The organism is Streptomyces sp. NPDC001135, assembly GCF_053598395.1.
Genome location: NZ_JBSFKD010000004.1, coordinates 1 through 22,201, shown reverse-complemented (window position 1 = coordinate 22,201; position 22,201 = coordinate 1). Strand labels below are relative to the sequence as shown.

Here is a 22,201-nt window from a genome sequence, read left to right as displayed (position 1 = left end):
CGACTGCGCCGAGCACACGGCCTGGCCGGGCGTCACCGCGAGGCCGGCGGCTCCGGGCGCGGTCCCGGCAGTTCCGGGCGCAGCCGGCTCAGCAGGCGGGCCCGTACGCGGCCGAAGGCCGGGTCCGCCTGGTAGTCGGAGTGACCGAGGATGGGCGCCGGGAGGGGGTGCTCGGGTGTGCGGCCGTAGGCGAGCGGGTCCCGCAGCGGGGCGTGGTCGACCTCCGGGGTCGCGTCGTCGGGGACCCGGACGGGGCCGCCGATGGGGTCGGTACGGCGGTAGAGATTGCCCCAGCAGGCGACGTCGCGGTGCAGGGCGGCGAGCGCGGGCGGCCCGAAGTGGGCCGGGAACCAGCGGCCGTACAGGCGCTCCAGCGGGGAGCCGTACGTCAGAAGCGCGATCCGGCGGCGCACGGACGGGGGCAGCTGCCAGGCGGCGGCCGCGGCCAGGACACTGCCCTGGGAGTGGCCGGAGAGGACCAGACTGCCTCCGGTGCGGTGCGTCCAGGTGGCGATGTGCCAGGTCAGGTCCGGTACCGCGCGCTCGGCGTAGCACGGCGGCGCGAACGGGTGCGCGGCCCGCGGCCAGAAGGTTCCGACGTCCCACAGGATGCCGATCGTGCGCCGTGCCGAGGCGTCCTTGTAGGCCCGCCTGCCCCAGGTCACGAAGAGCACGAAGCCGAGGCCGACCAGCCAGGATCCCAGCGCCTGCGAGGTCTCGGCGACGGCCTGGAGGGTGTCGTAGGTGTGGTGGGCCGCTCCGTCGGGCGTCGTCCGCGTGGTCAGCGCCCCGGCCAGCGCCACACCGCCGAGGAGCAGGGTGGTGGCGGTGAGCACGGCGACGACGAGGGGTGCCCGGTCGGTGAGGGTGGCCATCGCGCGGACCTGGGCGATGGCGCGGGTCCTGCCCGGGTCCTCGGGTTCGCCGGGGTGCTCGTGACGGACGCGGGCGCGTTCGGCGCGGGCCAGGCGGGCGGTTTGCGTCCCCAGGCCGGCGGCGAGGAGCAGCAGGACCGCGAGCACCGGCGGGATCGTCGACGCCTGCCAGGTCAGCAGGAGGGGCGGTCCGGGGAGCAGGGCACGGGTGCCGTCCAGCCAGTCCCCGACGCGCTGCGCGAGCCCGCCGGACATCACACCGGCCAGCGAGCAGGCGAGCAGCGCGACGGCCGGTCCGCCGAGGCCGCGCATCCCGGCGCGCGGATCGGGAGTGCGCCGGTGCAGGTGCCGGGCCACCACGGCGAGCGCGACGACCAGCACTCCCTGGGTCAGCATCAGGGCGCCGAAGGCCGGATCGCCCGGCAGCCGCCCGGTGGACCGCCAGCCGGGGCGGGCCCAGCCGGCGTAGACCGCGGTGAGCAGCAGCAGGGCGAGCGCGCCCAGCGGCAGGAGCCGTACGAGGTGCCGGTCGGCCTGCTGATCGAGGCGCCGCTCGCTGCGGCCCCGGCGGCAGACCACTGCGACCACCGCCGCCGCCCAGGCCAGCAGGGCCGCGGTGAGCAGCCGGCCCACGGACTCCAGGGCGGCGGGGCCGCCCGGCCGGTGGTCGAAGCGGGCCGCCGGGGCCGCCAGGGCGGCGGCGACGGTCAGCAGGGCCGCCGCGGTGTGCGCGGCGCGCAGCCGGGCCACGAGGCGGCGCCCGTACCAGAAGCCGGGCATGGCCAGCGCGCTGCCGTCGGTGTCCGGTTCGGGGTCGTGGGACATCGGCTGGTGGGACTCGTACGCGCTCCAGGTGCGGTGCGACAGGTACCAGAGCAGGCAGGTCAGCGCGGTCGGCACCAGCGCGGCAAGGGCGAGCCGGCGGCCGGGCAGGCTCCACCAGGTGCCGTGCCCGTCGAAGGCCGCGGGGAAGGCCAGCCAGGAGTGGCGGCGGACGCAGTCATGGACGCCGGCGCACTGCCAGGCCACCAGGTCCAGAGCCACCTCGCAGACGGCGGCCACCAGCAGCACGGTCAGGGTGAGGGCGGCCAGCCGCACGAGGAGGCCGTACAGACGGACGCTGCGGTGACGGCCGGCCGCGGCGGGGCGCATCCAGTGGGCGAGGTTGACCACCATGAACGGCAGCAACACCAGCCACAGGGCGCGGCTGCCGTCGCCGGAGGTGAGGTTGCACCAGACGTACGCCTCCCGGACCGGCTCGTCCCGGGATCCTTCCCCCGCCGCCATGTCCTCGGCGCGCCGGAAGACGGCGGCCGTGTCGTCACCGGTGACCCGGACGGTACGCGGGTCGCCGAGCATCTCCTCGGGGGTGGTCCCGCCCACCCCGTGCACCAGCAGTTCCAGCTCGGTCTCCGGCGCGGGGAGGGGGGCGGCACGGCCGTCCTCCCGCCCCGCGGCCTTGTCCGCCTGCGCCCCGCCGGGGCGTTCCTGCGCGCGGTCCACCGTTCTCGCACCCCCGTGACGCGCCCGAAGCCTGTGCCGATGCCGTCACCAGGATCTCGGCTGCGCCGGCCGCGTGCACCGCTCGTCAGGGAATCTCCCCGATCCGGGTGACGGTGGCGGGACCGCAGGGGCACAGGTGGCACACCTGGCACAGGCGTCACATGCGGGTCTGACAGGTGGTGGCGCACCCCGTACCGACCCGTGAAAGGATGGGACGCCCGCGCATCTCCGGCCGGACGGAAGCTCCTGGTCGGGGGCGGTGCGCCGGGCGTGTCGGACGGATGGCGGCGAAAGGACCGGAGCGTACGTGAGTGAGAATCAGAACCTCCTCGCGGAGCAGCGCCGCGCCCTGATCCTGGACGAGGTCCGGCGCCGGGGTGGTGTGCGGGTCAACGAACTGACCCGCAAGCTCGGGGTGTCGGACATGACCGTACGCCGTGACCTGGACGCCCTCGCCCGTCAGGGGGTGCTGGAGAAGGTGCACGGCGGCGCGGTGCCCGTGGTCGAGGCGAGCACCCACGAGCCGGGGTTCGAGGCCAAGTCGGGTCTGGAGCTGACCGCCAAGGAGGACATCGCGCGGGCCGCCGCCAAGCTGGTCACCCCGGGCACGGCCATCGCCCTGTCCGGTGGTACGACGACGTACGCGCTCGCGCAGCAGCTGCTGGAGGTGCCCGACCTGACCGTGGTGACGAACTCGGTGCGGGTCGCGGACGTCTTCCACGCGGCGCAGCGCACCTCCGGCCAGCGGCAGGGCGCGGCCACGGTGGTGCTGACCGGCGGCGTGCGGACCCCGTCGGACTCGCTGGTGGGACCGGTCGCCGACCAGGCGATCGCGGCCCTCCACTTCGACCTGCTGTTCCTCGGGGTGCACGGCATATCGGTCGAGGCCGGTCTGTCCACACCGAACCTCGCGGAGGCGGAGACGAACCGGCGGCTGGTGCACTCCGCACGCCGGGTCGTGGTGGTTGCCGACCACACCAAGTGGGGGACAGTGGGCCTGAGTTCGTTTGCCGCGCTGGAGCAGGTGGACACGCTCGTCACCGACGCGGGCCTGCCGGCCGAGGCCCGGGCGGAGATCTCGGAGCATCTGCCGCGGCTGCTGGTGGCGGGCGAGCCGGACGCGGACGGCGGGTACGCCGAAGACATCTGACGGTGTGCCAGTTAGGCTGGCGGCTCAACACCCCGTTCCGCACAGGGGCTTTACGAGGGGGTTTGGCACCATGGCTCACCGTCTGCGCCCGGTCGGTACCGACTTCGTCGAGACCGCCCCGGTACGCCTGGTCTTCGCGCGGGAGATCGCCGCGGATCCGGAGAAGGTCTTCCGCTCGCTCGCCGAGGACCCGGCCGGCTGGTCGGAATGGTTCCCCGGGGTGGCTTCCGTCCGGCCGGCCGGCGCAGGCCGCCAGGTGCGGCTGCGCGGCGGCGGCCGCTTCGAGGAGTCGGTGGTCGCGGCCAAGGCGCCGGAGCTCTACGCCTATCGCGTCGACGTGACGAACATGCCGGGGGCGCGCGCCTGGGTCGAGGAGTGGCGACTCGTCCCGGCCGGCACCGGGACCCGGGTCCGGATGACCTTCGCGCTCGACGGGACGGCCGCGTTCCGTCTGCTGTGGACTCTCGCCCGCCCGGGGGTGGGCCGCGCCTTCCGCGGTGCGGTCGCGAAGTTGGAGAGGCGCCTCGGCTGACCCGCCCGCCGGCTCAGTCCGGCCACACCCCCGTCGTCAGCAGGGTGTCGATCGCCGCCGTGTACGGCGTGATGTCCAGGCCCTGCTCCGCGAGCCAGGCGTCGGAGTAGTACTTGTCGAGGTAGCGGTCGCCCGGGTCGCACAGCAGGGTGACGACGCTGCCGGTACGGCCTCCGGCCACCATCTCGGAGACGATCTTCAGCGCGCTCCACAGTCCGGTACCCGTGGAGCCGCCCGCCTTGCGGCCGATGGCCCGCTCCAGGGCGCGTACGGCGGCGACACTGGCCGCGTCCGGGACCTTCATCATCCGGTCGACCGCGCCGGGCACGAAGCTCGGCTCCATGCGCGGGCGGCCGATGCCCTCGATCCGGGAGCCGCAGTCGCAGGTGACGTCCGGATCGCCGGTGGTCCAGCCCTCGAAGAAGCAGGAGTTGTCCGGGTCGGCGACGCAGATGCGGGTGTCGTACTGCATGTAGTGGACGTAACGGGCGAGGGTCGCGGAGGTGCCGCCGGTGCCGGCCGTGGCGACGATCCACGCGGGCTCCGGGAACCGCTCCAACTCCAGCTGACGGAATATGGATTCGGCGATGTTGTTGTTGCCGCGCCAGTCGGTGGCCCGCTCGGCGTAGGTGAACTGGTCCATGTAGTGGCCGCCGGTCTCCACCGCGAGGCGTGCGGACTCCTCGTACATCTTGCGGGAGTCGTCCACGAAGTGGCACTGGCCGCCGTGGAACTCGATCAGGCGGATCTTCTCGGCGCTGGTCGTGCGCGGCATCACCGCGATGAAGGGCACGCCGATCAGCTTCGCGAAGTAGGCCTCGGAGACGGCGGTCGAGCCGCTGGAGGCTTCGATCACCGGCCGGCCGGGACGGATCCAGCCATTGCAGAGGCCGTAGAGGAACAGGGAGCGGGCGAGGCGGTGCTTGAGGCTTCCGGTCGGGTGCGTCGACTCGTCCTTCAGGTAGAGGTCGATGCCCCAGTGCTCGGGGAGCGGGAATCGCAGCAGGTGGGTGTCCGCCGAGCGGTTGGCGTCGGCCTGGACCTTGCGGACGGCTTCTTTCAGCCAGTCGCGGTAGGCGGTGTCGCTGCGGTCGACATCGAGGGTCGCGCCGGTCCGGGTCTGGTGGGTGATGCTCACGGCGGTGCTCCTTACGCTGAGCGCCGACGACGCCTCGCGCGGCCGGCACCCTCGAGCATAGGCATCTTTCAGACAGCTTCCCACCTGCATAAACGCATCTTTGAGCCGCCCAAAGCCGCCCTGAGGCGAGGTGCGCGAGGTGTTCGGGGGCGCATGTGGCGGGAGTGCTCCGGGCGGCTGTCGCAGGCGCCCCGCGTGTACTGGTGCTCCCGGCCGCACGGAGGCAGACTGCACGCGACGGGACGATCGTCCCTCGAGCAGGCCCTGACGGGGGCGCACACTGGATCACGGAAGCACACGGGCAAGGGGGCGGCGAAGGATGGCGGAGCCTGAGTTCACGGCCAGGGGCGTGCGGATCGGCAAGCGGCTGCGTTCGCTCACCCGGGCCGGGGAGGTCCGGATCAACGACGGCAGGGTGGAGTTGCTCACCAGCTACGGCAGCGAGATCGACAGCGCTCCCGTGCAGGCGGTGCGCGCGTCCAAGCCGTGGTTCGGGCCGGACGACAAGGCGTTGGCCGACCTCAACGGCAAGCGGTACCTGCTGACGCTGGGCGAGCGCGACCCCGCTCCGGGCGAGCCGGGTCCGCCCGCGGCACGGCGGTTCATCGAGGCGGTGCGGCGCGCCGCCGGGCGCGGCGGCTGAGGAACGCACGACCGCACACCGCTGAGCCACGGCCGCACACCGCTGAGCCGCACGGCCGCGCAGCGGTGAGCAGTGGTCCGTTGCGGCGAGTTGCGGGCGGACAGCCACTGCGTCACGCTGGTCTCACGTCACTCTGGGTTTACCGGCGATAACGCTGCGAACCAGCCCGCCGGCCATGACAGCAGGCGGACGTTTGGACGCAAGCACCCTGCTGGATCCGTTGTTCTCCGTGTTCTTCCGGTCCGTTCGGACCTCTACATCGGGGAGTCGCAGCCGTGATCAGTCACCCGAGCAGGCACTGCACGGTGGAGCTCCAAGCCCTGCCGTCGCGGATCGGCCAGGTCCGCAGAATCGTATCTGCGCAGTTGCGCTACTGGCACATGGACGCGTTGATAGACCGGGCCGCGCTCGGTGTGACGGAGCTGCTGAGCAACGTCCACCGGCACGCAAGGCCCGACAAGTCGTGCACGGTCGAGCTGGAGCTGGCACCGGACCGGCTCACCGTCTCGGTGCGCGACAACGATCCACGGCTTCCGGTGCCCGCCGACGCCGCGGTCCCGCCCGACGCCGGCCCGCTGGCCACCTGTGGTCGGGGGCTGGCGATGGTGGCGGCGGTCAGCGAGAGCTGGGGGGCGCGGCCGGACGGCGAGAACGGCAAGGTCGTCTGGTTCACCCTGTCCGCACCGGCGGTGGTGCGGCCCCATCCGGCGAGCGTGCCGCGCCGTCCTGCGGAGCCGCGACCGACGGCCAGGGTCACCCCTGTCCACTCCACGATCCCGGTGGCCGCCGCGGCGCCTGTCAGTGCGGCAACACCCATTGGTGCCGTCGCGCCGGTCGCCGCAGCGTCCGTGGGTGCCGTCGCGCCGGGTGCCGCCGGAACTCCGGTCGGCGCCGCGGCTACCGGCCCCGCGGTGGCACACGTGTCGGGCGTGTCCGGGACATAGGCTCCCGCCCGGCCGGCGATTCCCAGCCGACCGGGCAGGAACCTCGCGGTACGACGGTGGGGGCGGGGGTCGGCCCGCCAGCCCCACCGCCCGCCTGTGCCGCCCCAACGGCACGACTGCCCGCAGCCAGCAGCCACGGCGCGATGCGCGCCACCGCACCCTCAGGAGCGCGGGCCACTGCCCCCAGGGGCGCGGGGAACGGCGCGACCAGCCACAACGGACCCGCACCCGCACGCGGTCCCGAGCGACCCGGCACGTAGGCGCCACGGCCGGTGCGACGCGGTCACTGCGCGGTGTCGTTCGTGCCGCCCGAGGCCCACACCAGCACCCAGCCCAGGAAGGCGGGTGTCCGCGTCCTGGGTGCGGTGCGGCCCAGGCCGCGCGGGTAGTCGCCGGCGAGTTCCGACCGCCCGTACACCGCCCGTGTCGAGGCCGGCCGCGCAGTGCATGAGGGTGGACTTGCCGGGGTCCGAGGGCCCCGTGATCGCCGTGAAGCGTCCCGCGGGAAGGAGACGTCGACGCCGTCCAGGGCGCGTACGGCGGTGTCGCCGCCGTATACCTTGACCGCGTCGACCACGCGAGCCGCGGCGCGCGGTGCTGTCGTCGTGGTCATGCCGCGCCCCCCTTGCCCGTGCGGCCGAACCGCTCCTCCAGGACCGACAGGCGGCGCCAGTACTCGTCCTCGTCGATCTCGCCCGAGGCGAAGCGGCGGCCGAGCACCGCGAGCGGCGAGTCCCCCGCGGGCCGTCCGCCGTCCGTCGAACGCCAGGGGCCGCCGCGGCGCAGGCCGGTGCGCCGCAGGTACGTGACGGCGCCGATCACGACGGCCGCCCAGATCAGCGGGACGAACAGGATCCACGGGCCGGGTCCGCCGGCGCCCCAGTCGGCCAGGTTCTGCATCTCGGGTCATCTCCGTTGTCGGCTCGGCCTTCCCCGGTCTTCGGGGATGTCAAGAGACTCCCTCCGGCGCAGGGTCCGGGTCGTCGTGCGGCCGGCGGCAGTGCGCGTACCTCCGCGGGAGTACGACGGTGGGGTGCGAGTGCTCCCACCGAACTGGCGAGTTGTAACTACTAGTATGTACAGTAGGCCCATGAGCACCTCGGAACGCTTGATCGAGTCCACCCGCGAGCTGCTGTGGGAGCGCGGGTACGTGGGCACGAGCCCCAAGGCGATCCTGGAGCGCGCGGGCGCCGGCCAGGGCAGCATGTACCACCACTTCAAGGGCAAGCCGGACCTCGCCCTGGCGGCGATCCGGCGCACCGCCGACGAGCTGCGCGCCGCGGTGGAGCGCGTCCTGAACGGGCCGGGCACGCCCTACGAGCGGATCGAGGCGTACCTGCTGCGCGAGCGCGACGTGCTGCGCGGCTGCCCCGTCGGCCGGCTGACCATGGACCCGGACGTGATCGCCAGCGACGAGCTGCGCGCACCGGTGGACGAGACGATCGCGTGGCTGCGGGAGCGGATCGCCGGGATCGTCGAAGAAGGCAAGCGACAAGGGCAGTTCGCGCCCTCGCTGGACGGAGAGGAGATCGGCGCGGCCGTCCTCGCGACCGTGCAGGGCGGCTACGTCCTCGCCCGCGCCTCCGGCTCCCCCGCCGCCTTCGACGCCGGGGTGCGCGGTCTGCTCTCCCTGCTCGCACCCCGGACTCCCGGACAGGAGAACTGAGTCACGTGCACATCACCAGACGGCGTCCCGACACCCGGCAGGGCCCCGCGGAGAACTTCACCGGCACGGTCTGGCTGGACGAGACAGCCGCACCCCCGGCCCCGTCCCGGCTGCGCATGTTCAACGTCCACTTCGCCCCGGGCGCCCACACGGCCTGGCACCGGCACCCGCACGGGCAGGTGCTGCACGTGCTGGAGGGCGAGGGACTGGTGCAGCGCGAGGGCGGTGAGGTGGAGGCGATCCGCGCGGGCGACACGGTGTGGATCGAGCCGGGCGAATGGCACTGGCACGGCGCCGCGCCCCGCACCTTCATGACGCATCTCGCGGTCGTGGAGGCCGCCGAGGACGGCACGACGACCGAGTGGCGCACGCACGTGGCCGACTACCCCGCCTGAGAGAGGATTCGCGAGATGCACGCCATGCAGTACGAGTTCACCCTGCCCGCCGACTACGACATGGGGATCATCCGCTCCCGCGTCGCCCGCGTGGCGCACCTGTTGGACGACTGGGACGGCCTCGGCATCAAGACGTACGTGCTGCGCGAGCGCGGGGTGCACGGCTCGCCGGTGAACCAGTACGGGCCGTTCTACCTCTGGAACACGATGGAGGGCATGAACAGCTTCCTGTGGGGAGGGGCCTTCCAGGGTCCCGTCGACAGCTTCGGGCGGCCTGCGATCCGGCAGTGGACCGGCCTGGCGTTCGAGGAGGGCGCCGCCACCGGTTCCGCACCCTCGTTCGCCGTGCGCCGCCGCCAACCAGTGCCGGAGGGCGTGGAGTTGGCGGCTTTCATGGCGGACGCGGCGGCCGAGACCGAGCGGCTGGCGGTGGAGGACGGTGCGGTGCTGGCGGCGTCCGCCGTGGACACGCGCGCCTGGGAGCTGGTCCACTTCTCGCTCTGGGAGCACGACACTCCCAAGGCCGACGGTGACCTCTTCCAGGTGCTGCACCTGTCCGCACCCGGCCGTGACCGGCTCCCGCGCGGGCGGCAGTGGTGAGTCACGTCCGTACGGTCCTCGGCGACATCCGGCCCGAGGAGCTGGGTGTGTGCGACGCACACGATCATCTCTTCCTGCGCAGCCCACAGCTGCCCGGACAGGAGCTGGACGACCTGCCGGCCGCGCGGGCCGAGCTGGCCGCGTTCCGGGCGGCGGGCGGGGCGGCCGTCGTGCAGTGGACGCCGTACGGCATGGGACGGCGGGCGGCGGACCTGCCGGAGCTGTCCCGGGCCACTGGTGTGCGTCTGGTGTGCGCCACAGGACTGCATCAAGGCGCCCACTACGACGCCGACTTGCTCGGCAGGGTGCGCGGTGCCGGCCTCGCCGGACTGTTCGTGTCGGAGCTGACCGACGGCATCGGTACGACCGGGGTGCGCGCCGGTCTGATCAAGGTGGCGGGCGGCTTCCACACGCTCGACGCGCACGCCCGCTGGACCATGACGGCGGCGGCCGAGGCGCACCATGCCACCGGCGCGCCCATCGCCGTGCACCTGGAGCTGGGCACCGGCGCGCTGGACGTACTCGACCTGCTGTGCGGCGCGTTGGACGTGCCCGGCGACCGGGTGATCCTCGGCCATCTGAACCGCTTCCCCGACCCGGTGGTGCAGCGCCAGGCCGCCGCGTCGGGCTGCTGGCTGGCGTTCGACGGGCCCTCCCGCGCCCACCACGCCACCGACTGGCGGACGCCGGAGGCGGTACGGGCCCTGGCGGAGGCCGGCTTCGGCGACCGGCTGCTGCTCGGCGGCGACACCGTGGTGCCCGGCGGCCGCTCGGTCGACGGCGGGCCCGGTATGCCGTATCTGCTGCGCGGGGCTCGGCCTCGGTTCGAGCTGGAGCTGGGTGCGGAGCTGGTGGACCGGATGCTCACCGAGCATCCTGGGCGGGCGTTCGCCGTCGACTGGCGGTGATCGTCCTTGTCCGAACGCCTGCGTGGACCGGTGGTTCGGCGGCTGCGGGCCGTCCGTGGCTGGTCGGCGCGGTTCCCCGCGCCGCTGGCGGCGCCGGCAGCTGCTCGTAGGCGGTCACCGCGCCGGGAACGAGGACCTGTCGCGCCTGAGGCTCAGACGTCCGTGTAGGCGTCGAGCACCGGTCGCAGATAGTCGACGTGCGGTCCGTCGAGCGACCCCAGGCCGGTGGTCGAGCCGATCAGCTCGATGCGGTCGAACTCGGGGTCGCGGCCCCGGGCGGTCTCCGTCTCCACCAGCTTCGCGTACCGGTCGTGCAACTCCCGTGCGGGGCGCGGCGGGGCGGTGAACACGACCCCGACGTTGCCGCGGCCGCCGCGGGTGGTCAGCCACGGCGTCAAGGCGTCGGCGGGGGTGTCGGAGCCGGTCTCCTCGGCCAGTTCACGGGCCGCGTGCGCCCGGAGGGTCACGAGGTCCAACCCACCGTCGCCGTCGGGGGGTTCGACGGTGCCGCCGGGCAGCTGCCAGCGGCCCGGAGCCGCGGTCGAGGGCGCCATCCTGCCCACCGTCAGTCGTCCGTCGTCGGCCGGCTGTGCCACGGACACGAACAGGGACGCGTACGCGGGAGCGTCGGGCACCTGACGCAGGGCACGGTACCGGTAGGTGGCCCGTGCCCAGGACAGCACCAGACCGTCGGCACCGTCCCGTTCGAGTCCGGTCAGCGCGGCCACCGGGCCGTCGAACAGGGCCGGATTGGCTCGTACGGCCTCCTCCCACGCGCGGTCCATCGCCGAGCGGTGGCGGCCCGACAGCTCGGGCAGGGCCGTCTCGACCAGGCGGATGCGGCGGGCGGGCAGGATCTCCACGGCCGAAGCGGTCACCGCAGCGCCCCCAGCGGGTCGTCCAGCACCGGCTGCCAGGCCAGTTCGGCCGCCCCGACGAGGCTGTTGTGGTCGAGCGTGCAGGGCAGGATCGGTACGCCGCCGCTCTGGCCCCACAGGCTGCGGTCGGCGACGACCGCGCGCAGCCGGCCGGGGTCGGCGTCCAGGAGGGTGCGGTGGAGGCCGCCGAGGATGATGCGGTCGGGGTTGAGGATGTTGACCAGGCCGGCCAGTCCCAGGCCCAGCCGGTCGATCAGGGCCTCGGCGGCCGTACGGACAGCCGGGTCGGTGTACTGGTTGCGCAGCAGGTCGTCGGCCTGCTGGAGCAGGGACACCTCGGGGCCCGGCTCGCGGCCGGCCTCCACGAGCAGGGCCAGCGGGTCGGCCTCGACGTCCAGACAGCCGCGGCTGCCGCAGTGGCAGGCCCTGCCCTCCGGGTTGACGGTGAGGTGACCGACCTCCAGGGCGAGACCCGAACTGCCGGTGTGCAGACGGCCGTCCAGCACCAGCGCGCCACCGACGCCCCGGTGCCCGGTGGCCACGCACAGCAGGTCCCGGGCGCCCCGCCCGGCGCCGTGCCGGTGTTCGGCGAGCGCGGCGAGGTTGACGTCGTTGCCCGCGAAGGCCGGGCCGGTGATGCCCGCGGCGCGGACGCACTCCGCGAAGATCCGCCGGACCGGGGCGCCGACGGGCCAGGCCAGGTGCAGGGGGTTGAGGGCGAGGCCGTCCGGTTCGGCCACCGCCGACGGCACGGCGAGTCCGGCGCCGACACAGCGGAGGCCGGTCGTGCGCAGCAGTTCCGCGCCCGCCTCGACGACCGAGCCGAGCACCTTCGCCGGATCCGCGTCGACGGTCTCACAGCCGGGCGCGGTCGCCACGATCCGCCCGCCGAGACCGACCAGCGCGGCCCGGAAGCCGTCGGCGTGGACCTGTGCGGCGAGGGCCACCGGGCCGTCCTCGGCGACCTCCAGCCGGTGCGAGGGCCGGCCTTGGGAGCCGGCCGCGGCGCCCGGCCGGGCGTCCACCCGGATCAGCCCGAGCGCCTCCAGCTCGGCGGCCACCGCCCCCGCCGTCGCCCGGGTGACCCCGAGTTCCGCGGTGAGCACGGCGCGGGTCGGTGCCCGCCCGGTGTGCACCAGCTCCAGCGCGGGTCCGAGCGCGCCGCGCCCCCGGTCCAGCCGCGCTCTCGAGGTGGTCCTCTCCCCCGCCGTCCGGGGATCCGCCTTGCCGCTCATGAGAGCGAGTCTCCCATGATCCGCAGGCCTGGTGGCCGGCGCCGCCGCCGGGCCTGTCCGGCGGATCGGGTCGTGGGCCGGTGACGGCGCCTCATCGGCGCGGGCGAGCGGGTCCGGTGCACCCGGTGCGGGACGCGGGAGGGCGCCGACGCGATGGGCCCCCGCGTCCGCGACTGGATCCGCCGGACAGGCCCTACAAGCCGCTCACCCGCAGGGTGATGTTCAGCCGTCCGGTCAGGCCCAGCCCCGGCGGGGCCGTCCCCGGGTGCACGCGCGGTACTCCGTGGTAGGCGAGCCGGGAGGGACCGCCGAAGACGAACAGGTCCCCGCTGCGCAGCTCGACGTCCGTGTAGGGCTTGGCGCGGGTCCTGGTGTTGCCGAAGCGGAACACGCAGGTGTCGCCGAGGCTGAGGGAGACCACCGGCGCGTCCGCCTTCTCGTCGCTGTCACGGTGCATGCCCATGCGGGCGTCGCCGTCGTAGAAGTTGATCAGCGCGATGTCGTACGCGTACGGCTCCTGCGGGCCCAGCGCGGTGACGGCGGCGTCCCGGCCCAGTTCGCCCAGCCAGCCCGGGAACGGTTTCACGGGGGCGCCGTCGCCGTCGACGGCCGTGCGGGCGTAGGCGTAGGGGTACCAGTGCCGGCCCAGGCAGACCTGCCGGGCGGTCATCGTGCCGCCGCCGGGGGTGCGGACGGTGCGCAGGCCGGCCGGTGGCCGCGCCCACGCGCGGCAGGCGGCGAGCAGGTCGCGCTGCCGGCCGGCGTCCAGCCAGTCCGGGACGTGCACGGCGCCCGGTGCGACCTCCGCGCGCTCCCTGGGAAACAGCTCCGCGTCCACACCCCCATCCTGCCCCACCACTCCTGAGCTGCGGCTCGGCTAGCCTGGGGGGCACGATGAGCGACCGTATGACGACACCGTGGGGCGAGATCGAGCTGTCCCGCTTCCCCGAGGATCCCCGCGACCGGCTGCGCGCCTGGGATGCCTCCGACGCGTACCTGCTGCGGCACCTGGCCGAGGAGAGGGTGCGGCTCACGGGCTCGGTCGTGGTGCTCGGGGACCGCTGGGGCGCGCTGGTCACGGCGCTCGCGGAGCACCGGCCGACGCAGATCACCGACTCCTTCCTGAGCCAGGAGGCGACCCGGGCGAACCTGGCGCGGGCCGGTGTCGAGCCCGGTGCCGTGCGACTGCTGACCACCCAGGATCCGCCGCCGGAGCGGGTGGACGTGCTGCTGGTGCGGGTGCCGAAGAGCCTGGCGCTGCTGGAGGACCAGCTGCTGCGGCTGGCGCCCGCCGTGCACGCGGGCACGGTGGTCGTCGGCACCGGCATGGTGAAGGAGATCCACACCTCCACGCTCCAGCTGTTCGAGCGGATCATCGGGCCGACCCGGACCTCACTGGCCCGGCAGAAGGCCCGGCTGATCTTCTGCACCCCGGACCCGGCGCCGTCCCGGCCCGAGAACCCGTGGCCGTACAGCCATGTGCTCCCTGACGGCATCGGCGCGGTCTCCGGGCGTACGGTCGTCAACCACGCGGGCGTGTTCTGCGCCGACCGGCTCGACATCGGCACCCGGTTCTTCCTGCGGCACCTGCCCGGACCGGGAGCGGGCCGCGTCGTGGACCTCGGATGCGGCAACGGCGTCGTCGGTACGGCGGTGGCGCTGGCGGACCCGACGGCCGAAGTGCTGTTCGTGGACGAGTCGTTCCAGGCGGTGGCCTCGGCGGAGGCGACGTACAAGGCGAACGGGGTGCCCGGGCACGCGGAGTTCCGGGTCGGGGACGGACTGGCCGGGGTGGCGCCGGGCAGTGTGGACCTGGTCCTGAACAACCCGCCGTTCCACTCCCACCAGGCGACGAGCGACGCGACGGCGTGGCGCATGTTCACGGGGGCGCTGCGCTCGCTTCGGCCGGGTGGTGAGCTGTGGGTCGTCGGGAACCGGCATCTGGGATATCACGTGAAGCTGAGGCGGTTGTTCGGCAACTGTGAACTGGTGGCGAGCGACCCGAAGTTCGTGGTGCTGAGGGCTGTCAAGAGAGCCTAGCCGAGGACCCCGATGATCCGCCGGACCTCGCAAGCCATCGCATCCCGGCCGACGCTGAGGTACTTGCGCGAGTCGACGGCCTCGGGACGGGCGGCGAGGAAGTCCCGGATCGCGCCGGTCATGGCGACGTTCAGCGCCGTGCCCACGTTGACCTTGGCGATGCCGCCGGCGACCGCCGCGACCAGGCCGTCGTCCGGTACGCCGGAGGAGCCGTGCAGGACGAGCGGGACGGACAGCGTGGCGGACAGCCGGGTGAGCAGGCCGTGGTCGAGGGCGGCGGTGCGGGTGGTCATCGCATGCACGCTGCCGATGGCGACGGCGAGTGCGTCGACGCCGGTGCCGGCCACGAAGTCGCGCGCCTGGTAGGGGTCGGTGCGGGCGCCCGGTGCGTGGGCGTCCAGCGGCGGCCGGCCGTCCTTGCCGCCGACCTGGCCCAACTCGGCCTCGATCCACAGCCCTTGGGCATGCGCCCAGTCGGCGGCGGCTCGGGTCGCGGAGAGGTTGTCGGCGTACGGCAGCCGGGCCGCGTCGTACATCACCGAGCTGAACCCGGCGTCGGGGGCCTGGCGCAGCAGATGGTCGCTCTGCACATGGTCCAGGTGCAACGCCACGGGTACGGCGGCGCGTTCGGCGGCGGCGACGGCCGCGCGGGCCAGCGGCAGCAGCCGCCCGTAGCGGAACTTGACGGCGTTCTCGCTGACCTGGAGGACGACCGGCGCACCGGACGACTCGGCGCCGGCGATGACGGCCTCGACGTGCTCCAGGGTGATGACGTTGAACGCGGCGACGGCGGAACGGGTTTCGGCGGCGGCGGTGACCAGCTCGCCGGTGGACGCGAGGGGCACGTGAGGTGTCCTTCCGGGCGCGGGTCGGGCCTCAGGGGGCGAGGATCACCGAGCGGGTGAGATGACGCGGCTGGTCGGGGTCGAGGCCGCGGGCGGCGGCGACGGCGACCGCGAGCCGCTGGACGCGGACGAGTTCGGCGAGCGGGTCGAGCCCGCCGTCGATCCACAACCCGCCGGTGGCCCGGACCTGCCCGGCGAGCCCCTCGGGTGCCTCGCCGAGCATCCAGGTGGCTGTGCCCTCGGCGGTGATGCTGATCGGACCGTGCCGGTACTCCATCGCCGGATAGGCCTCGGTCCAGGACAGCGAGGCCTCGCGCATCTTCAGCCCGGCCTCGCTCGCGAGCCCGACGGTCCAGCCGCGCCCGAGGAAGGTGAACTGGGTGCAGGTGACCAGTCCTTCGGGAAGAGGAGTGGTGAGGGCCGTGCGCGCGTCGGCGACGACGGAGTCGGTGTGCAGGCCGAGATGGGCGCGCAGGAGGGTGAGGGCGGTGGTGGCGAACCGGGTCTGGACGACGGAGCGTTCGTCGGCGAAGTCGAGCACGACGAGGTCGTCGGCGGCGCCCGCGACCGGGGTGCCGGGGTCGCCGGTGACGGCCGTGGTGCGTGTCCCGCCCCTCAACTCGCCCAGGAGGCCGAGTATTTCGGTGGTGGTACCGGAGCGGGTGAGGGCCACCACCCGGTCGTACGACCGCCCGTGCGGGAACTCGGAAGCCGCGAACGCGTCGGTCTCACCCTGGCCGGCGCTCTCCCGCAGGCCGGCCACCGCCTGCGCCATGAAGTACGAGGTCCCGCACCCCACGATCGCGACCCGCTCCCCCGGCCCCGGCAGTGCGTCCCGGTACCGCCCCGCCTCTTCGGCCGCCCGTATCCAGCATTCCGGCTGGCTGTTCAGCTCGTTCTCGACATGGGTCATGCCCACACCCTCCCCTTGCTGATTGTTCCTGCAAGATATAGCGATCTTTCGAGCACAATCAAGCATTCGTGCGCAGAGTGAGGTGCGCTAGGGTCACCGGGAACACTTCGGAACGGAGGCTGCGGATGTCCCGGGACGCCCGCTGGAAGGCGCTGCTGGAACTGCTCGTCGAACGCGGCCGGCTGGAGGTCGAGGAGGCGGCGGCCGAGCTGGAGGTGTCGGCGGCGACGATCCGCCGGGACTTCGACCAGCTCGCCGAGCAGCAGATGCTGGTGCGCACCCGGGGCGGAGCGGTGGTGCACGGGGTGTCGTACGAACTCCCGCTCCGCTACAAGACGGCCCGCCGCGCCTCGGAGAAGCAGCGCATCGCCAAGGCCGTGGCCGATCTGCTGGCGCCGGGCGAGGCGGTGGGCCTGACCGGCGGCACGACCACCACGGAGGTGGCCCGCGCCCTGGCTGTACGCGGCGATCTGTCCAGCGCCTCGCCCGCGCTGACCATCGTCACCAACGCGCTCAACATCGCCAACGAGCTCGCCGTACGGCCCCAGTTCAAGATCGTGGTGACGGGAGGGGTGGCGCGCCCGCAGTCGTACGAACTCATCGGCCCCCTCGCCGACGGGGTGCTCGGGCAGATCACGCTCGATGTGGCGGTGCTCGGTGTCGTCGCCTTCGACGTCACGCACGGCGCGGCGGCCCACGACGAGGCCGAGGCGGCGATCAACCGGCTGCTGTGCGAGCGCGCCGAGCGGGTGGTGGTCGCCGCGGACTCCAGCAAGCTGGGCCAGCGGGCGTTCGCCCGGATCTGCGGGGCGGAGCTGGTGAACACGCTCGTGACGGACACGGCGGTGACGCAGGAGACGGTGCGGCGCTTCGAGGAAGCGGGCGTCCGGGTCCTGGCGGTGTGACGGCCGACGACCTCAGAAGGCGCCGAGGTCGGCCTTCACGAACCCCGCGCCCCGCTGGTCGTTGCAGCCGAGCAGTGGCCGGTCGGCCGGGTCGGGCCAGGCCTGCTGGGCCTGGAGCGCCACGCTCACCAGCGTCAGCAGCAGGTCGACGTCGCTCGCGGCGTCGAGGCGCAGGGTCACCCACTGAGAGCCGGGCACGATCCTGATCGCCCCCGAGTCCCTGAAGTCCTTGGCGAACCGGCGGACGGCCCGGTCGGTCAGCCGCAGATCGACATCGCGGTCCGAGTGGAAGTGGGCGATCTCGCCCTGGGCCGAACTCACCGCCTGCCCCAGGCCGCAGCTCGGGACCGCCTGCCTCAGGTCGGGCCAGGTCGCCAGTTGCGCGAGTGCGCGCGAGGCCAACGTCATGGGGCCATCATGGACCGCTCACCCGTCGGCAACCAGCTCGTGAGCAAGCATTAACCGACCTGTATCCGGCGGCGGCACGGGTCCTGTGCCCGCGCACGTACGCGGAACGGAGCATACGGCTACGCCGTGTTGACGCCGCCGCCGTGCCGGGAAGGCACAAGTCGCCGCAGGTCAAGCCATGTCGGTCCCCGCATGGACGTGCGGCCCTGGCAGCGCGGTGTCCACAGCGGCGCGCCGGGGCCACGGCCGGCCACCCCCGGCATTTCGCTTGCCCACATCCCGCGTACCCCCCTACTCTGAGTTTGTGCCGCAAATAAACAAAACCCTTTCGCATAGTGTCGTGCCGGGTGACAGCCGTGACCTGACCCCCCTCCGCGCCGCCCTCACCGCGTTCTTCGCCCTGGACGGCTTCGTCTTCGCGGGCTGGGTCGTCCGAATCCCCGACATCAAGGAGCAGACCGACGCCTCCGCCGGCGACCTGGGGCTGGCCCTGCTCGGTGTCTCCGCCGGTGCCGTGGTCACCATGACCCTCATCGGGCGGCTCTGCCGCCGCTACGGCAGCCACCCGGTCACCGTGGTCTGCGCCGTCCTGCTCTCCCTCAGCGTCAGCCTCCCCCCGCTGACCCACTCGGCACCCGCCCTCGGCGCCGTACTCCTCCTCTTCGGCGCCGCCTACGGCGGCATCAACGTCGCCTTCAACAGCGCCGCCGTAGATCTGGTGGCAGCGTTGCGACGGCCGGTCATGCCCACGTTCCACGCCGCGTTCAGCCTCGGCGGCATGATCGGCGCCGGACTCGGCGGTCTGGTCGCCGGCGCGCTCTCCCCCGCCCGGCATCTGCTCGGCCTCACTCTGACCGGGCTGCTCGTCACGGCCGTCGCCGGACGCGTCCTGCTGCGGCAGGAGCCTCCCGCGCCGGCGGACCGGCTTCCCTCGCCGAAGGCGGCACCGGACCGTAACGCGCCGCGGCAGGCCGGTGGCCGTGGGCTGGTCGTCGTCTTCGGGCTGGTCGCGCTGTGCACCGCCTACGGCGAGGGCGCCATGGCCGACTGGGGTGCACTGCACCTCCAGCAGGACCTGTCGGCGTCGTCCGGCGCGGCGGCGGCCGGGTACGCGTGTTTCGCGCTGGCCATGACCCTGGGCCGGGCGACCGGCACGGCCATGCTGGAGCGTCTCGGCCGGGCCCGTACGGTGATCGCCGGCGGCACCGTCGCGGCGGCGGGCATGCTGCTCGGTTCGCTCGCGCCGTCCGTGTGGGCGGCGCTGACCGGCTTCGCCGTCACCGGGCTCGGCCTCGCCAACCTCTTCCCGGTCGCCGTCGAGCGGGCCGGCGCACTGACCGGTCCCTCCGGCGTGGCCGTCGCCTCGACACTGGGCTACGGCGGCATGCTCCTCGGGCCGCCCGCGATCGGGTTCATGGCCGACTGGTTCTCCCTCCCGGCCGCACTCACCAGCGTCGCGGCACTGGCCGCCGTCGCCGCGGTCATCGGGGTCTCCACGCGGCGTTCGATGGGCGGCTGACGCGGAGAGCCCGTGGACCGGGCGGTTGCCGGGGCCTTCGGACGCCGGCGTCGCAGCGCGAGTCCGCCGTACACACGGTGCCCGGCGCAACCTGCTCGCCACCGCGCGACCGAGCCGTACCGAGGAGGGCGGTGGCCGGCCGTAGGCCCACACAGAAAGTGCCGATCTTCGAGCGCACTCCATCCGGCACACTCACCCCATGGACACTGCCGACTTCCTTCAGACCCTGGACCGGGAGGGCCGGCTGCTCGCGGTGGCCGCCGCCGCGGCGGGGACCGACGCCAAGGTGCCGACCTGCCCGGAGTGGCAGGTGCGCGACCTGCTGCGGCACACCGGCGCGGTGCACCGCTGGGCAGCGGCCCTCGTCGCCGACGGGCACCCGGAGCCGCGGCCCCTCGGTGACCCGCCGGACCTGGACGGCGCCGAGCTGGTGGACTGGTACCGGGACAGCCACCGCCTTCTGGTCGACACCCTCGCCGCCGCGCCCGCCGACGTGCGGTGCTGGACCTTCCATCCGGCGCCCAACCCCTCACCGCTGGCGTTCTGGACCCGCCGGCAGGCGCACGAGACGACCATCCACCGCTCCGACGCCGAGGCCGCGCGCGGCGGTACGGCGTCGCCGATCGACCCGGACTTCGCGGTGGACGGCATCGACGAGTTGCTGCGCGGCTTCCACGCCCGGCCCAAGAGCCGTGTGCGCACGCCGGAGCCGCGCCTGTTGCGGGTGCGGGCACTGGACGCGGGGACGGACGCGGTGTGGACCGTACGGCTGACGGCCGAGCCGCCGGTGACCGTGCGCGAGGAGAGCGGGCAGGCCGAGGCCGAACTGTCCGGGCCCGCGGACGAGTTGTACCTGGCCCTGTGGAACCGGAGGCCCGTGCCGAGCGTGTCCGGTGATCAGTCGCTCGCCGCGCTGTGGCGGGAGAAGGGTGGGATCTGACGCCCGATCAGCCGGCGTCGCCCAGCATCCGGGCCAGCACCGCGCGCTGCACCGGCCGCACCTCGCCGTGCAGCGCGCGCCCCTTCGCCGTGAGCGCCACGCGCACCCCGCGCCGGTCCTCGGCACACATGGCGCGCTCGACCAGGCCGTCCTTCTCCAGGCGGCCGATCAGCCGGGACAGCGCACTCTGACTGAGATGGACGCGCTCGGAGATCTCCTGCACGCGGTAGGCGCAGCCGCCGTCCGCCGTGCCCTCGGCCAGCAGGTCGAGGACCTCGAAGTCGCTGGCGCACAGGCCGTGTCCGCCGAGCGCCCGGTCCAGCTCGCACTGGGTGTGCGCGTGCAGGGCGAGGATGCCCCGCCACTGCTCCACGAGCGCCCGTTCGGCCCTGTTCGACGCCATGAGCGCACCGTAGCAGAGAAACAAGATTATTGCACCGGCATTAAATGCATTTGCATTCGATGCATGCGCATGTAGTGTCCTCGGTATGACCTCTCCGCTCACCACCCCCGCGTCCCCGTCCTCAGCGGTGCGCTGGACTCCCCGGCTGTGGGGCACCCTGCTGGTGCTCTGCGCGGCGATGTTCCTGGACGCGCTGGACGTGTCGATGGTCGGCGTCGCGCTGCCGTCCATCGGCTCCGACCTGCACCTGTCCACGTCGACGCTGCAATGGATCGTCAGCGGCTACATCCTCGGCTACGGCGGCCTGCTCCTCCTCGGCGGACGCACCGCCGACCTGCTCGGCCGACGGCAGGTGTTCCTCGTCGCGCTCGGTGTCTTCGCGCTCGCCTCACTGCTCGGCGGGCTGGTGGACTCCGGTCCGCTGCTGATCGCCAGCCGCTTCGTCAAGGGCCTGAGCGCGGCCTTCACGGCACCGGCCGGCCTGTCGATCATCACCACCACGTTCCCGGAGGGCCCGCTGCGCAACCGCGCCCTCTCGATCTACACCACCTGCGCCGCCACCGGCTTCTCCATGGGCCTGGTGCTCTCGGGCCTGCTCACCGAGGCCAGTTGGCGCTTCACCATGCTGCTGCCCGCGCCGATCGCACTCGTCGCGCTCCTCGCCGGCCTGCGACTACTGCCGCGCAGCGCCCGCGAGGAGAACCACGACGGGTACGACATCCCCGGCGCCGTCCTCGGCACCGCGTCGATGCTGCTGCTGGTCTTCACCGTCGTCCAGGCCCCCGAGGCCGGCTGGGCCTCGGCCCGCACCCTGCTGTCGTTCCTGGCCGTCGCGGTGCTGCTGACCGTCTTCGTCCTGGTCGAGCGGCGTTCGCCGAGCCCGCTGATCCGGCTGGGCGTGCTGCGCTCGGGCAGCCAGGTCCGCGCCCAGCTCGGGGCGGTCGCGTTCTTCGGCTCGTACGTGGGCTTCCAGTTCCTGACGACGCTCTACATGCAGTCGCTGCTCGGCTGGTCGGCGCTGCACACCGCACTCGCGTTCCTGCCTGCGGGCGCGCTCGTGGCGGTGTCCTCCACGAAGGTGGGTGCGATCGTCGACCGGTTCGGTACGGCACGGCTGATCGCGACCGGCTTCACCTTCATGGTCCTCGGCTACGCGCTGTTCCTGCGCGTCGACCTCGACCCGGTGTACGCGGCCGTGATCCTGCCGTCCATGCTGCTGATCGGCGCGGCCTGCGCGCTGGTCTTCCCGTCGCTCAACATCCAGGCCACCAACGGGGTCGAGGACCACGAGCAGGGCATGGTCTCCGGTCTGCTCAACACCTCGGTGCAGGTCGGCGGCGCGATCTTCCTGGCCGTGGTCACGGCCGTGGTGACCGCGGGCGCTCCGGCGCACGCCACCCCGCAGGCCGTCCTCGACAGCTACCGGCCCGGTTTCCTCGTCGCCACCGGCATCGCGGCGGCAGGCCTGCTGATCACCCTCACCGGTCTGCGCAGCCGTCGTACCCAGCCGACCCTCGTGGTCGCCAGGTCCACCGTGCAGGAGGCGGAAGCGGAGCGCGTGGCGGTCCGCGACTAGGCCCTGCCGTTCGGATCAGGCCGGCTGTGAGGTGGGGTGCCTTCCAGCCGACGCCGGGATGATCCAAACGAGAGGGCCCGGGGGACGCCTCCCGGGCTTCTTCTACCGGGCGTGGCGCAATCTCACCCTGCGTGGTTTCGCCACCCGCTCCAGCCTGCAGTCGCTGCGCCAGGCACTGGAGCAGG

The 22,201-nt window shown here is 73.4% G+C and carries 24 protein-coding genes and 1 pseudogene; 13 read left to right on the top strand and 12 right to left on the bottom strand.

Features of this window, described 5'->3' with window-relative positions; genetic code table 11:
* Positions 1-32: 32 nt before the first annotated feature.
* A complete protein-coding gene (locus ACWC94_RS07125) occupies positions 33-2,378 on the bottom strand; it encodes a hypothetical protein (protein WP_450795375.1) in 2,346 nt (781 codons plus the stop codon).
* Positions 2,379-2,685: 307 nt separating this feature from the next.
* Between ACWC94_RS07125 and ACWC94_RS07120 the strand changes: the two genes are divergently transcribed.
* Positions 2,686-3,528 carry a DeoR/GlpR family DNA-binding transcription regulator gene (locus tag ACWC94_RS07120; protein WP_450795374.1) on the top strand — a complete coding sequence of 281 codons (843 nt, stop codon included), beginning with the start codon at positions 2,686-2,688 and terminating at the stop codon, positions 3,526-3,528.
* A 70-nt stretch (positions 3,529-3,598) separates the two neighbouring features.
* Complete coding sequence (locus ACWC94_RS07115) at positions 3,599-4,060, top strand: SRPBCC family protein (RefSeq protein WP_450795373.1); 462 nt, start codon at positions 3,599-3,601, stop codon at positions 4,058-4,060.
* Between the two features lie 13 nt (positions 4,061-4,073).
* Here ACWC94_RS07115 and ACWC94_RS07110 read toward each other — a convergent pair whose 3' ends face one another.
* Positions 4,074-5,198, bottom strand: coding sequence for a PLP-dependent cysteine synthase family protein (locus ACWC94_RS07110; protein WP_450795372.1), 1,125 nt, complete (start codon positions 5,196-5,198; stop codon positions 4,074-4,076).
* 319 nt (positions 5,199-5,517) lie between these two features.
* Here ACWC94_RS07110 and ACWC94_RS07105 point away from each other — a divergent pair, with 319 nt between their 5' ends.
* Together ACWC94_RS07105 and ACWC94_RS07100 are read left to right on the top strand one after the other, a co-directional pair.
* On the top strand, positions 5,518-5,841 hold the full coding sequence (locus ACWC94_RS07105) for a hypothetical protein (RefSeq protein ID WP_450795371.1): 324 nt from the start codon (positions 5,518-5,520) through the stop codon (positions 5,839-5,841).
* A 275-nt stretch (positions 5,842-6,116) separates the two neighbouring features.
* The gene (locus tag ACWC94_RS07100; protein WP_450795370.1) at positions 6,117-6,785 is read left to right on the top strand and encodes an ATP-binding protein; all 669 of its coding nucleotides are present in this window, start codon (positions 6,117-6,119) and stop codon (positions 6,783-6,785) included.
* Positions 6,786-7,068: 283 nt separating this feature from the next.
* Here the strand turns inward: ACWC94_RS07100 and ACWC94_RS07095 are convergent, their stop codons facing one another.
* From ACWC94_RS07095 to ACWC94_RS07085, 3 genes and pseudogenes are all read right to left on the bottom strand, one after another.
* Positions 7,069-7,203 carry a hypothetical protein gene (locus tag ACWC94_RS07095; protein WP_450795666.1) on the bottom strand — a complete coding sequence of 45 codons (135 nt, stop codon included), beginning with the start codon at positions 7,201-7,203 and terminating at the stop codon, positions 7,069-7,071.
* Positions 7,204-7,207: 4 nt separating this feature from the next.
* Positions 7,208-7,398 (bottom strand): annotated as a pseudogene (locus ACWC94_RS07090) (ABC transporter ATP-binding protein); the annotation flags it as partial.
* The gene (locus tag ACWC94_RS07085) at positions 7,395-7,685 is read right to left on the bottom strand and encodes an SHOCT domain-containing protein (protein ID WP_450795369.1); all 291 of its coding nucleotides are present in this window, start codon (positions 7,683-7,685) and stop codon (positions 7,395-7,397) included. The pseudogene ACWC94_RS07090 and the gene ACWC94_RS07085, both read right to left, overlap by 4 nt.
* Before the next feature lie 175 nt (positions 7,686-7,860).
* On the opposite strand from ACWC94_RS07085, the gene ACWC94_RS07080 reads away from it, so the two are divergent.
* From ACWC94_RS07080 to ACWC94_RS07065, 4 genes are read left to right on the top strand one after another with little or no spacing between them, the layout of a single operon-like run.
* On the top strand, positions 7,861-8,451 hold the full coding sequence (locus ACWC94_RS07080) for a TetR/AcrR family transcriptional regulator (protein ID WP_450795368.1): 591 nt from the start codon (positions 7,861-7,863) through the stop codon (positions 8,449-8,451).
* 5 nt (positions 8,452-8,456) lie between these two features.
* A complete protein-coding gene (locus tag ACWC94_RS07075; protein ID WP_450795367.1) occupies positions 8,457-8,846 on the top strand; it encodes a (R)-mandelonitrile lyase in 390 nt (129 codons plus the stop codon).
* A 15-nt stretch (positions 8,847-8,861) separates the two neighbouring features.
* On the top strand, positions 8,862-9,446 hold the full coding sequence (locus tag ACWC94_RS07070; protein ID WP_450795366.1) for a DUF4865 family protein: 585 nt from the start codon (positions 8,862-8,864) through the stop codon (positions 9,444-9,446).
* Positions 9,443-10,354, top strand: coding sequence for a phosphotriesterase family protein (locus ACWC94_RS07065; protein WP_450795365.1), 912 nt, complete (start codon positions 9,443-9,445; stop codon positions 10,352-10,354). Before ACWC94_RS07070 ends, ACWC94_RS07065 begins: the two co-directional genes overlap by 4 nt.
* A 152-nt stretch (positions 10,355-10,506) precedes the next feature.
* On the opposite strand, the gene ACWC94_RS07060 is transcribed toward ACWC94_RS07065, so the two are convergent.
* The 3 genes from ACWC94_RS07060 to ACWC94_RS07050 all read right to left on the bottom strand — a co-directional run bounded on the left by ACWC94_RS07060 (position 10,507) and on the right by ACWC94_RS07050 (position 13,305).
* Positions 10,507-11,232, bottom strand: coding sequence for an NUDIX hydrolase (locus ACWC94_RS07060; protein WP_450795364.1), 726 nt, complete (start codon positions 11,230-11,232; stop codon positions 10,507-10,509).
* The gene (locus ACWC94_RS07055) at positions 11,229-12,467 is read right to left on the bottom strand and encodes an ROK family protein (protein ID WP_450795363.1); all 1,239 of its coding nucleotides are present in this window, start codon (positions 12,465-12,467) and stop codon (positions 11,229-11,231) included. Before ACWC94_RS07055 ends, ACWC94_RS07060 begins: the two co-directional genes overlap by 4 nt.
* 193 nt (positions 12,468-12,660) lie before the next feature.
* Positions 12,661-13,305, bottom strand: a complete 645-nt coding sequence (locus tag ACWC94_RS07050; RefSeq protein WP_450795362.1) for an alpha-ketoglutarate-dependent dioxygenase AlkB family protein — start codon at positions 13,303-13,305, stop codon at positions 12,661-12,663.
* Positions 13,306-13,373: 68 nt separating this feature from the next.
* Between ACWC94_RS07050 and ACWC94_RS07045 the strand changes: the two genes are divergently transcribed.
* Complete coding sequence (locus ACWC94_RS07045; RefSeq protein ID WP_450795361.1) at positions 13,374-14,507, top strand: methyltransferase; 1,134 nt, start codon at positions 13,374-13,376, stop codon at positions 14,505-14,507.
* Here the strand turns inward: ACWC94_RS07045 and ACWC94_RS07040 are convergent.
* Positions 14,504-15,352: a class II fructose-bisphosphate aldolase gene (locus ACWC94_RS07040; protein ID WP_450795360.1), complete on the bottom strand. Its 849-nt coding sequence runs from the start codon at positions 15,350-15,352 to the stop codon at positions 14,504-14,506. The two genes, ACWC94_RS07045 and ACWC94_RS07040, sit on opposite strands and share 4 nt — an antisense overlap.
* A 31-nt stretch (positions 15,353-15,383) precedes the next feature.
* Positions 15,384-16,265, bottom strand: coding sequence for an SIS domain-containing protein (locus ACWC94_RS07035; RefSeq protein ID WP_450795359.1), 882 nt, complete (start codon positions 16,263-16,265; stop codon positions 15,384-15,386).
* A 125-nt stretch (positions 16,266-16,390) separates the two neighbouring features.
* Here ACWC94_RS07035 and ACWC94_RS07030 point away from each other — a divergent pair, with 125 nt between their 5' ends.
* Positions 16,391-17,170 carry a DeoR/GlpR family DNA-binding transcription regulator gene (locus tag ACWC94_RS07030; RefSeq protein ID WP_450795358.1) on the top strand — a complete coding sequence of 260 codons (780 nt, stop codon included), beginning with the start codon at positions 16,391-16,393 and terminating at the stop codon, positions 17,168-17,170.
* A 12-nt stretch (positions 17,171-17,182) separates the two neighbouring features.
* Here ACWC94_RS07030 and ACWC94_RS07025 read toward each other — a convergent pair whose 3' ends face one another.
* Entirely contained in the window at positions 17,183-17,578 is a 396-nt protein-coding gene (locus tag ACWC94_RS07025) for a luciferase domain-containing protein (RefSeq protein WP_450795357.1), read from the bottom strand.
* A gap of 340 nt (positions 17,579-17,918) precedes the next feature.
* On the opposite strand from ACWC94_RS07025, the gene ACWC94_RS07020 reads away from it, so the two are divergent.
* Positions 17,919-19,097, top strand: a complete 1,179-nt coding sequence (locus ACWC94_RS07020) for an MFS transporter (protein ID WP_450795356.1) — start codon at positions 17,919-17,921, stop codon at positions 19,095-19,097.
* A gap of 199 nt (positions 19,098-19,296) precedes the next feature.
* A complete protein-coding gene (locus ACWC94_RS07015) occupies positions 19,297-20,037 on the top strand; it encodes a maleylpyruvate isomerase family mycothiol-dependent enzyme (RefSeq protein WP_450795355.1) in 741 nt (246 codons plus the stop codon).
* A 7-nt stretch (positions 20,038-20,044) separates the two neighbouring features.
* Here ACWC94_RS07015 and ACWC94_RS07010 read toward each other — a convergent pair whose 3' ends face one another.
* Positions 20,045-20,440: a MarR family winged helix-turn-helix transcriptional regulator gene (locus tag ACWC94_RS07010; RefSeq protein WP_450795354.1), complete on the bottom strand. Its 396-nt coding sequence runs from the start codon at positions 20,438-20,440 to the stop codon at positions 20,045-20,047.
* Between the two features lie 85 nt (positions 20,441-20,525).
* Here ACWC94_RS07010 and ACWC94_RS07005 point away from each other — a divergent pair, with 85 nt between their 5' ends.
* Positions 20,526-22,016, top strand: a complete 1,491-nt coding sequence (locus tag ACWC94_RS07005) for an MFS transporter (RefSeq protein WP_450795353.1) — start codon at positions 20,526-20,528, stop codon at positions 22,014-22,016.
* The last annotated feature ends 185 nt before the right edge of the window (positions 22,017-22,201 follow it).

What these genes read in the sequence shown, in the direction of transcription:
- ACWC94_RS07115 (WP_450795373.1), top strand. Translation starts at nt 3,599, where the DNA reads ATGGCTCACCGTCTGCGCCCGGTCGGTACCGACTTCGTCGAGACCGCC.
- ACWC94_RS07105 (WP_450795371.1), top strand. Translation starts at nt 5,518, where the DNA reads ATGGCGGAGCCTGAGTTCACGGCCAGGGGCGTGCGGATCGGCAAGCGG.
- ACWC94_RS07085 (WP_450795369.1), bottom strand. Translation starts at nt 7,685, where the DNA reads ATGCAGAACCTGGCCGACTGGGGCGCCGGCGGACCCGGCCCGTGGATC.
- ACWC94_RS07080 (WP_450795368.1), top strand. Translation starts at nt 7,861, where the DNA reads ATGTACAGTAGGCCCATGAGCACCTCGGAACGCTTGATCGAGTCCACC.
- ACWC94_RS07070 (WP_450795366.1), top strand. Translation starts at nt 8,862, where the DNA reads ATGCACGCCATGCAGTACGAGTTCACCCTGCCCGCCGACTACGACATG.
- ACWC94_RS07055 (WP_450795363.1), bottom strand. Translation starts at nt 12,467, where the DNA reads ATGAGCGGCAAGGCGGATCCCCGGACGGCGGGGGAGAGGACCACCTCG.
- ACWC94_RS07045 (WP_450795361.1), top strand. Translation starts at nt 13,374, where the DNA reads ATGACGACACCGTGGGGCGAGATCGAGCTGTCCCGCTTCCCCGAGGAT.
- ACWC94_RS07035 (WP_450795359.1), bottom strand. Translation starts at nt 16,265, where the DNA reads ATGACCCATGTCGAGAACGAGCTGAACAGCCAGCCGGAATGCTGGATA.
- ACWC94_RS07030 (WP_450795358.1), top strand. Translation starts at nt 16,391, where the DNA reads ATGTCCCGGGACGCCCGCTGGAAGGCGCTGCTGGAACTGCTCGTCGAA.
- ACWC94_RS07025 (WP_450795357.1), bottom strand. Translation starts at nt 17,578, where the DNA reads ATGACGTTGGCCTCGCGCGCACTCGCGCAACTGGCGACCTGGCCCGAC.
- ACWC94_RS07015 (WP_450795355.1), top strand. Translation starts at nt 19,297, where the DNA reads ATGGACACTGCCGACTTCCTTCAGACCCTGGACCGGGAGGGCCGGCTG.
- ACWC94_RS07010 (WP_450795354.1), bottom strand. Translation starts at nt 20,440, where the DNA reads ATGGCGTCGAACAGGGCCGAACGGGCGCTCGTGGAGCAGTGGCGGGGC.
- ACWC94_RS07005 (WP_450795353.1), top strand. Translation starts at nt 20,526, where the DNA reads ATGACCTCTCCGCTCACCACCCCCGCGTCCCCGTCCTCAGCGGTGCGC.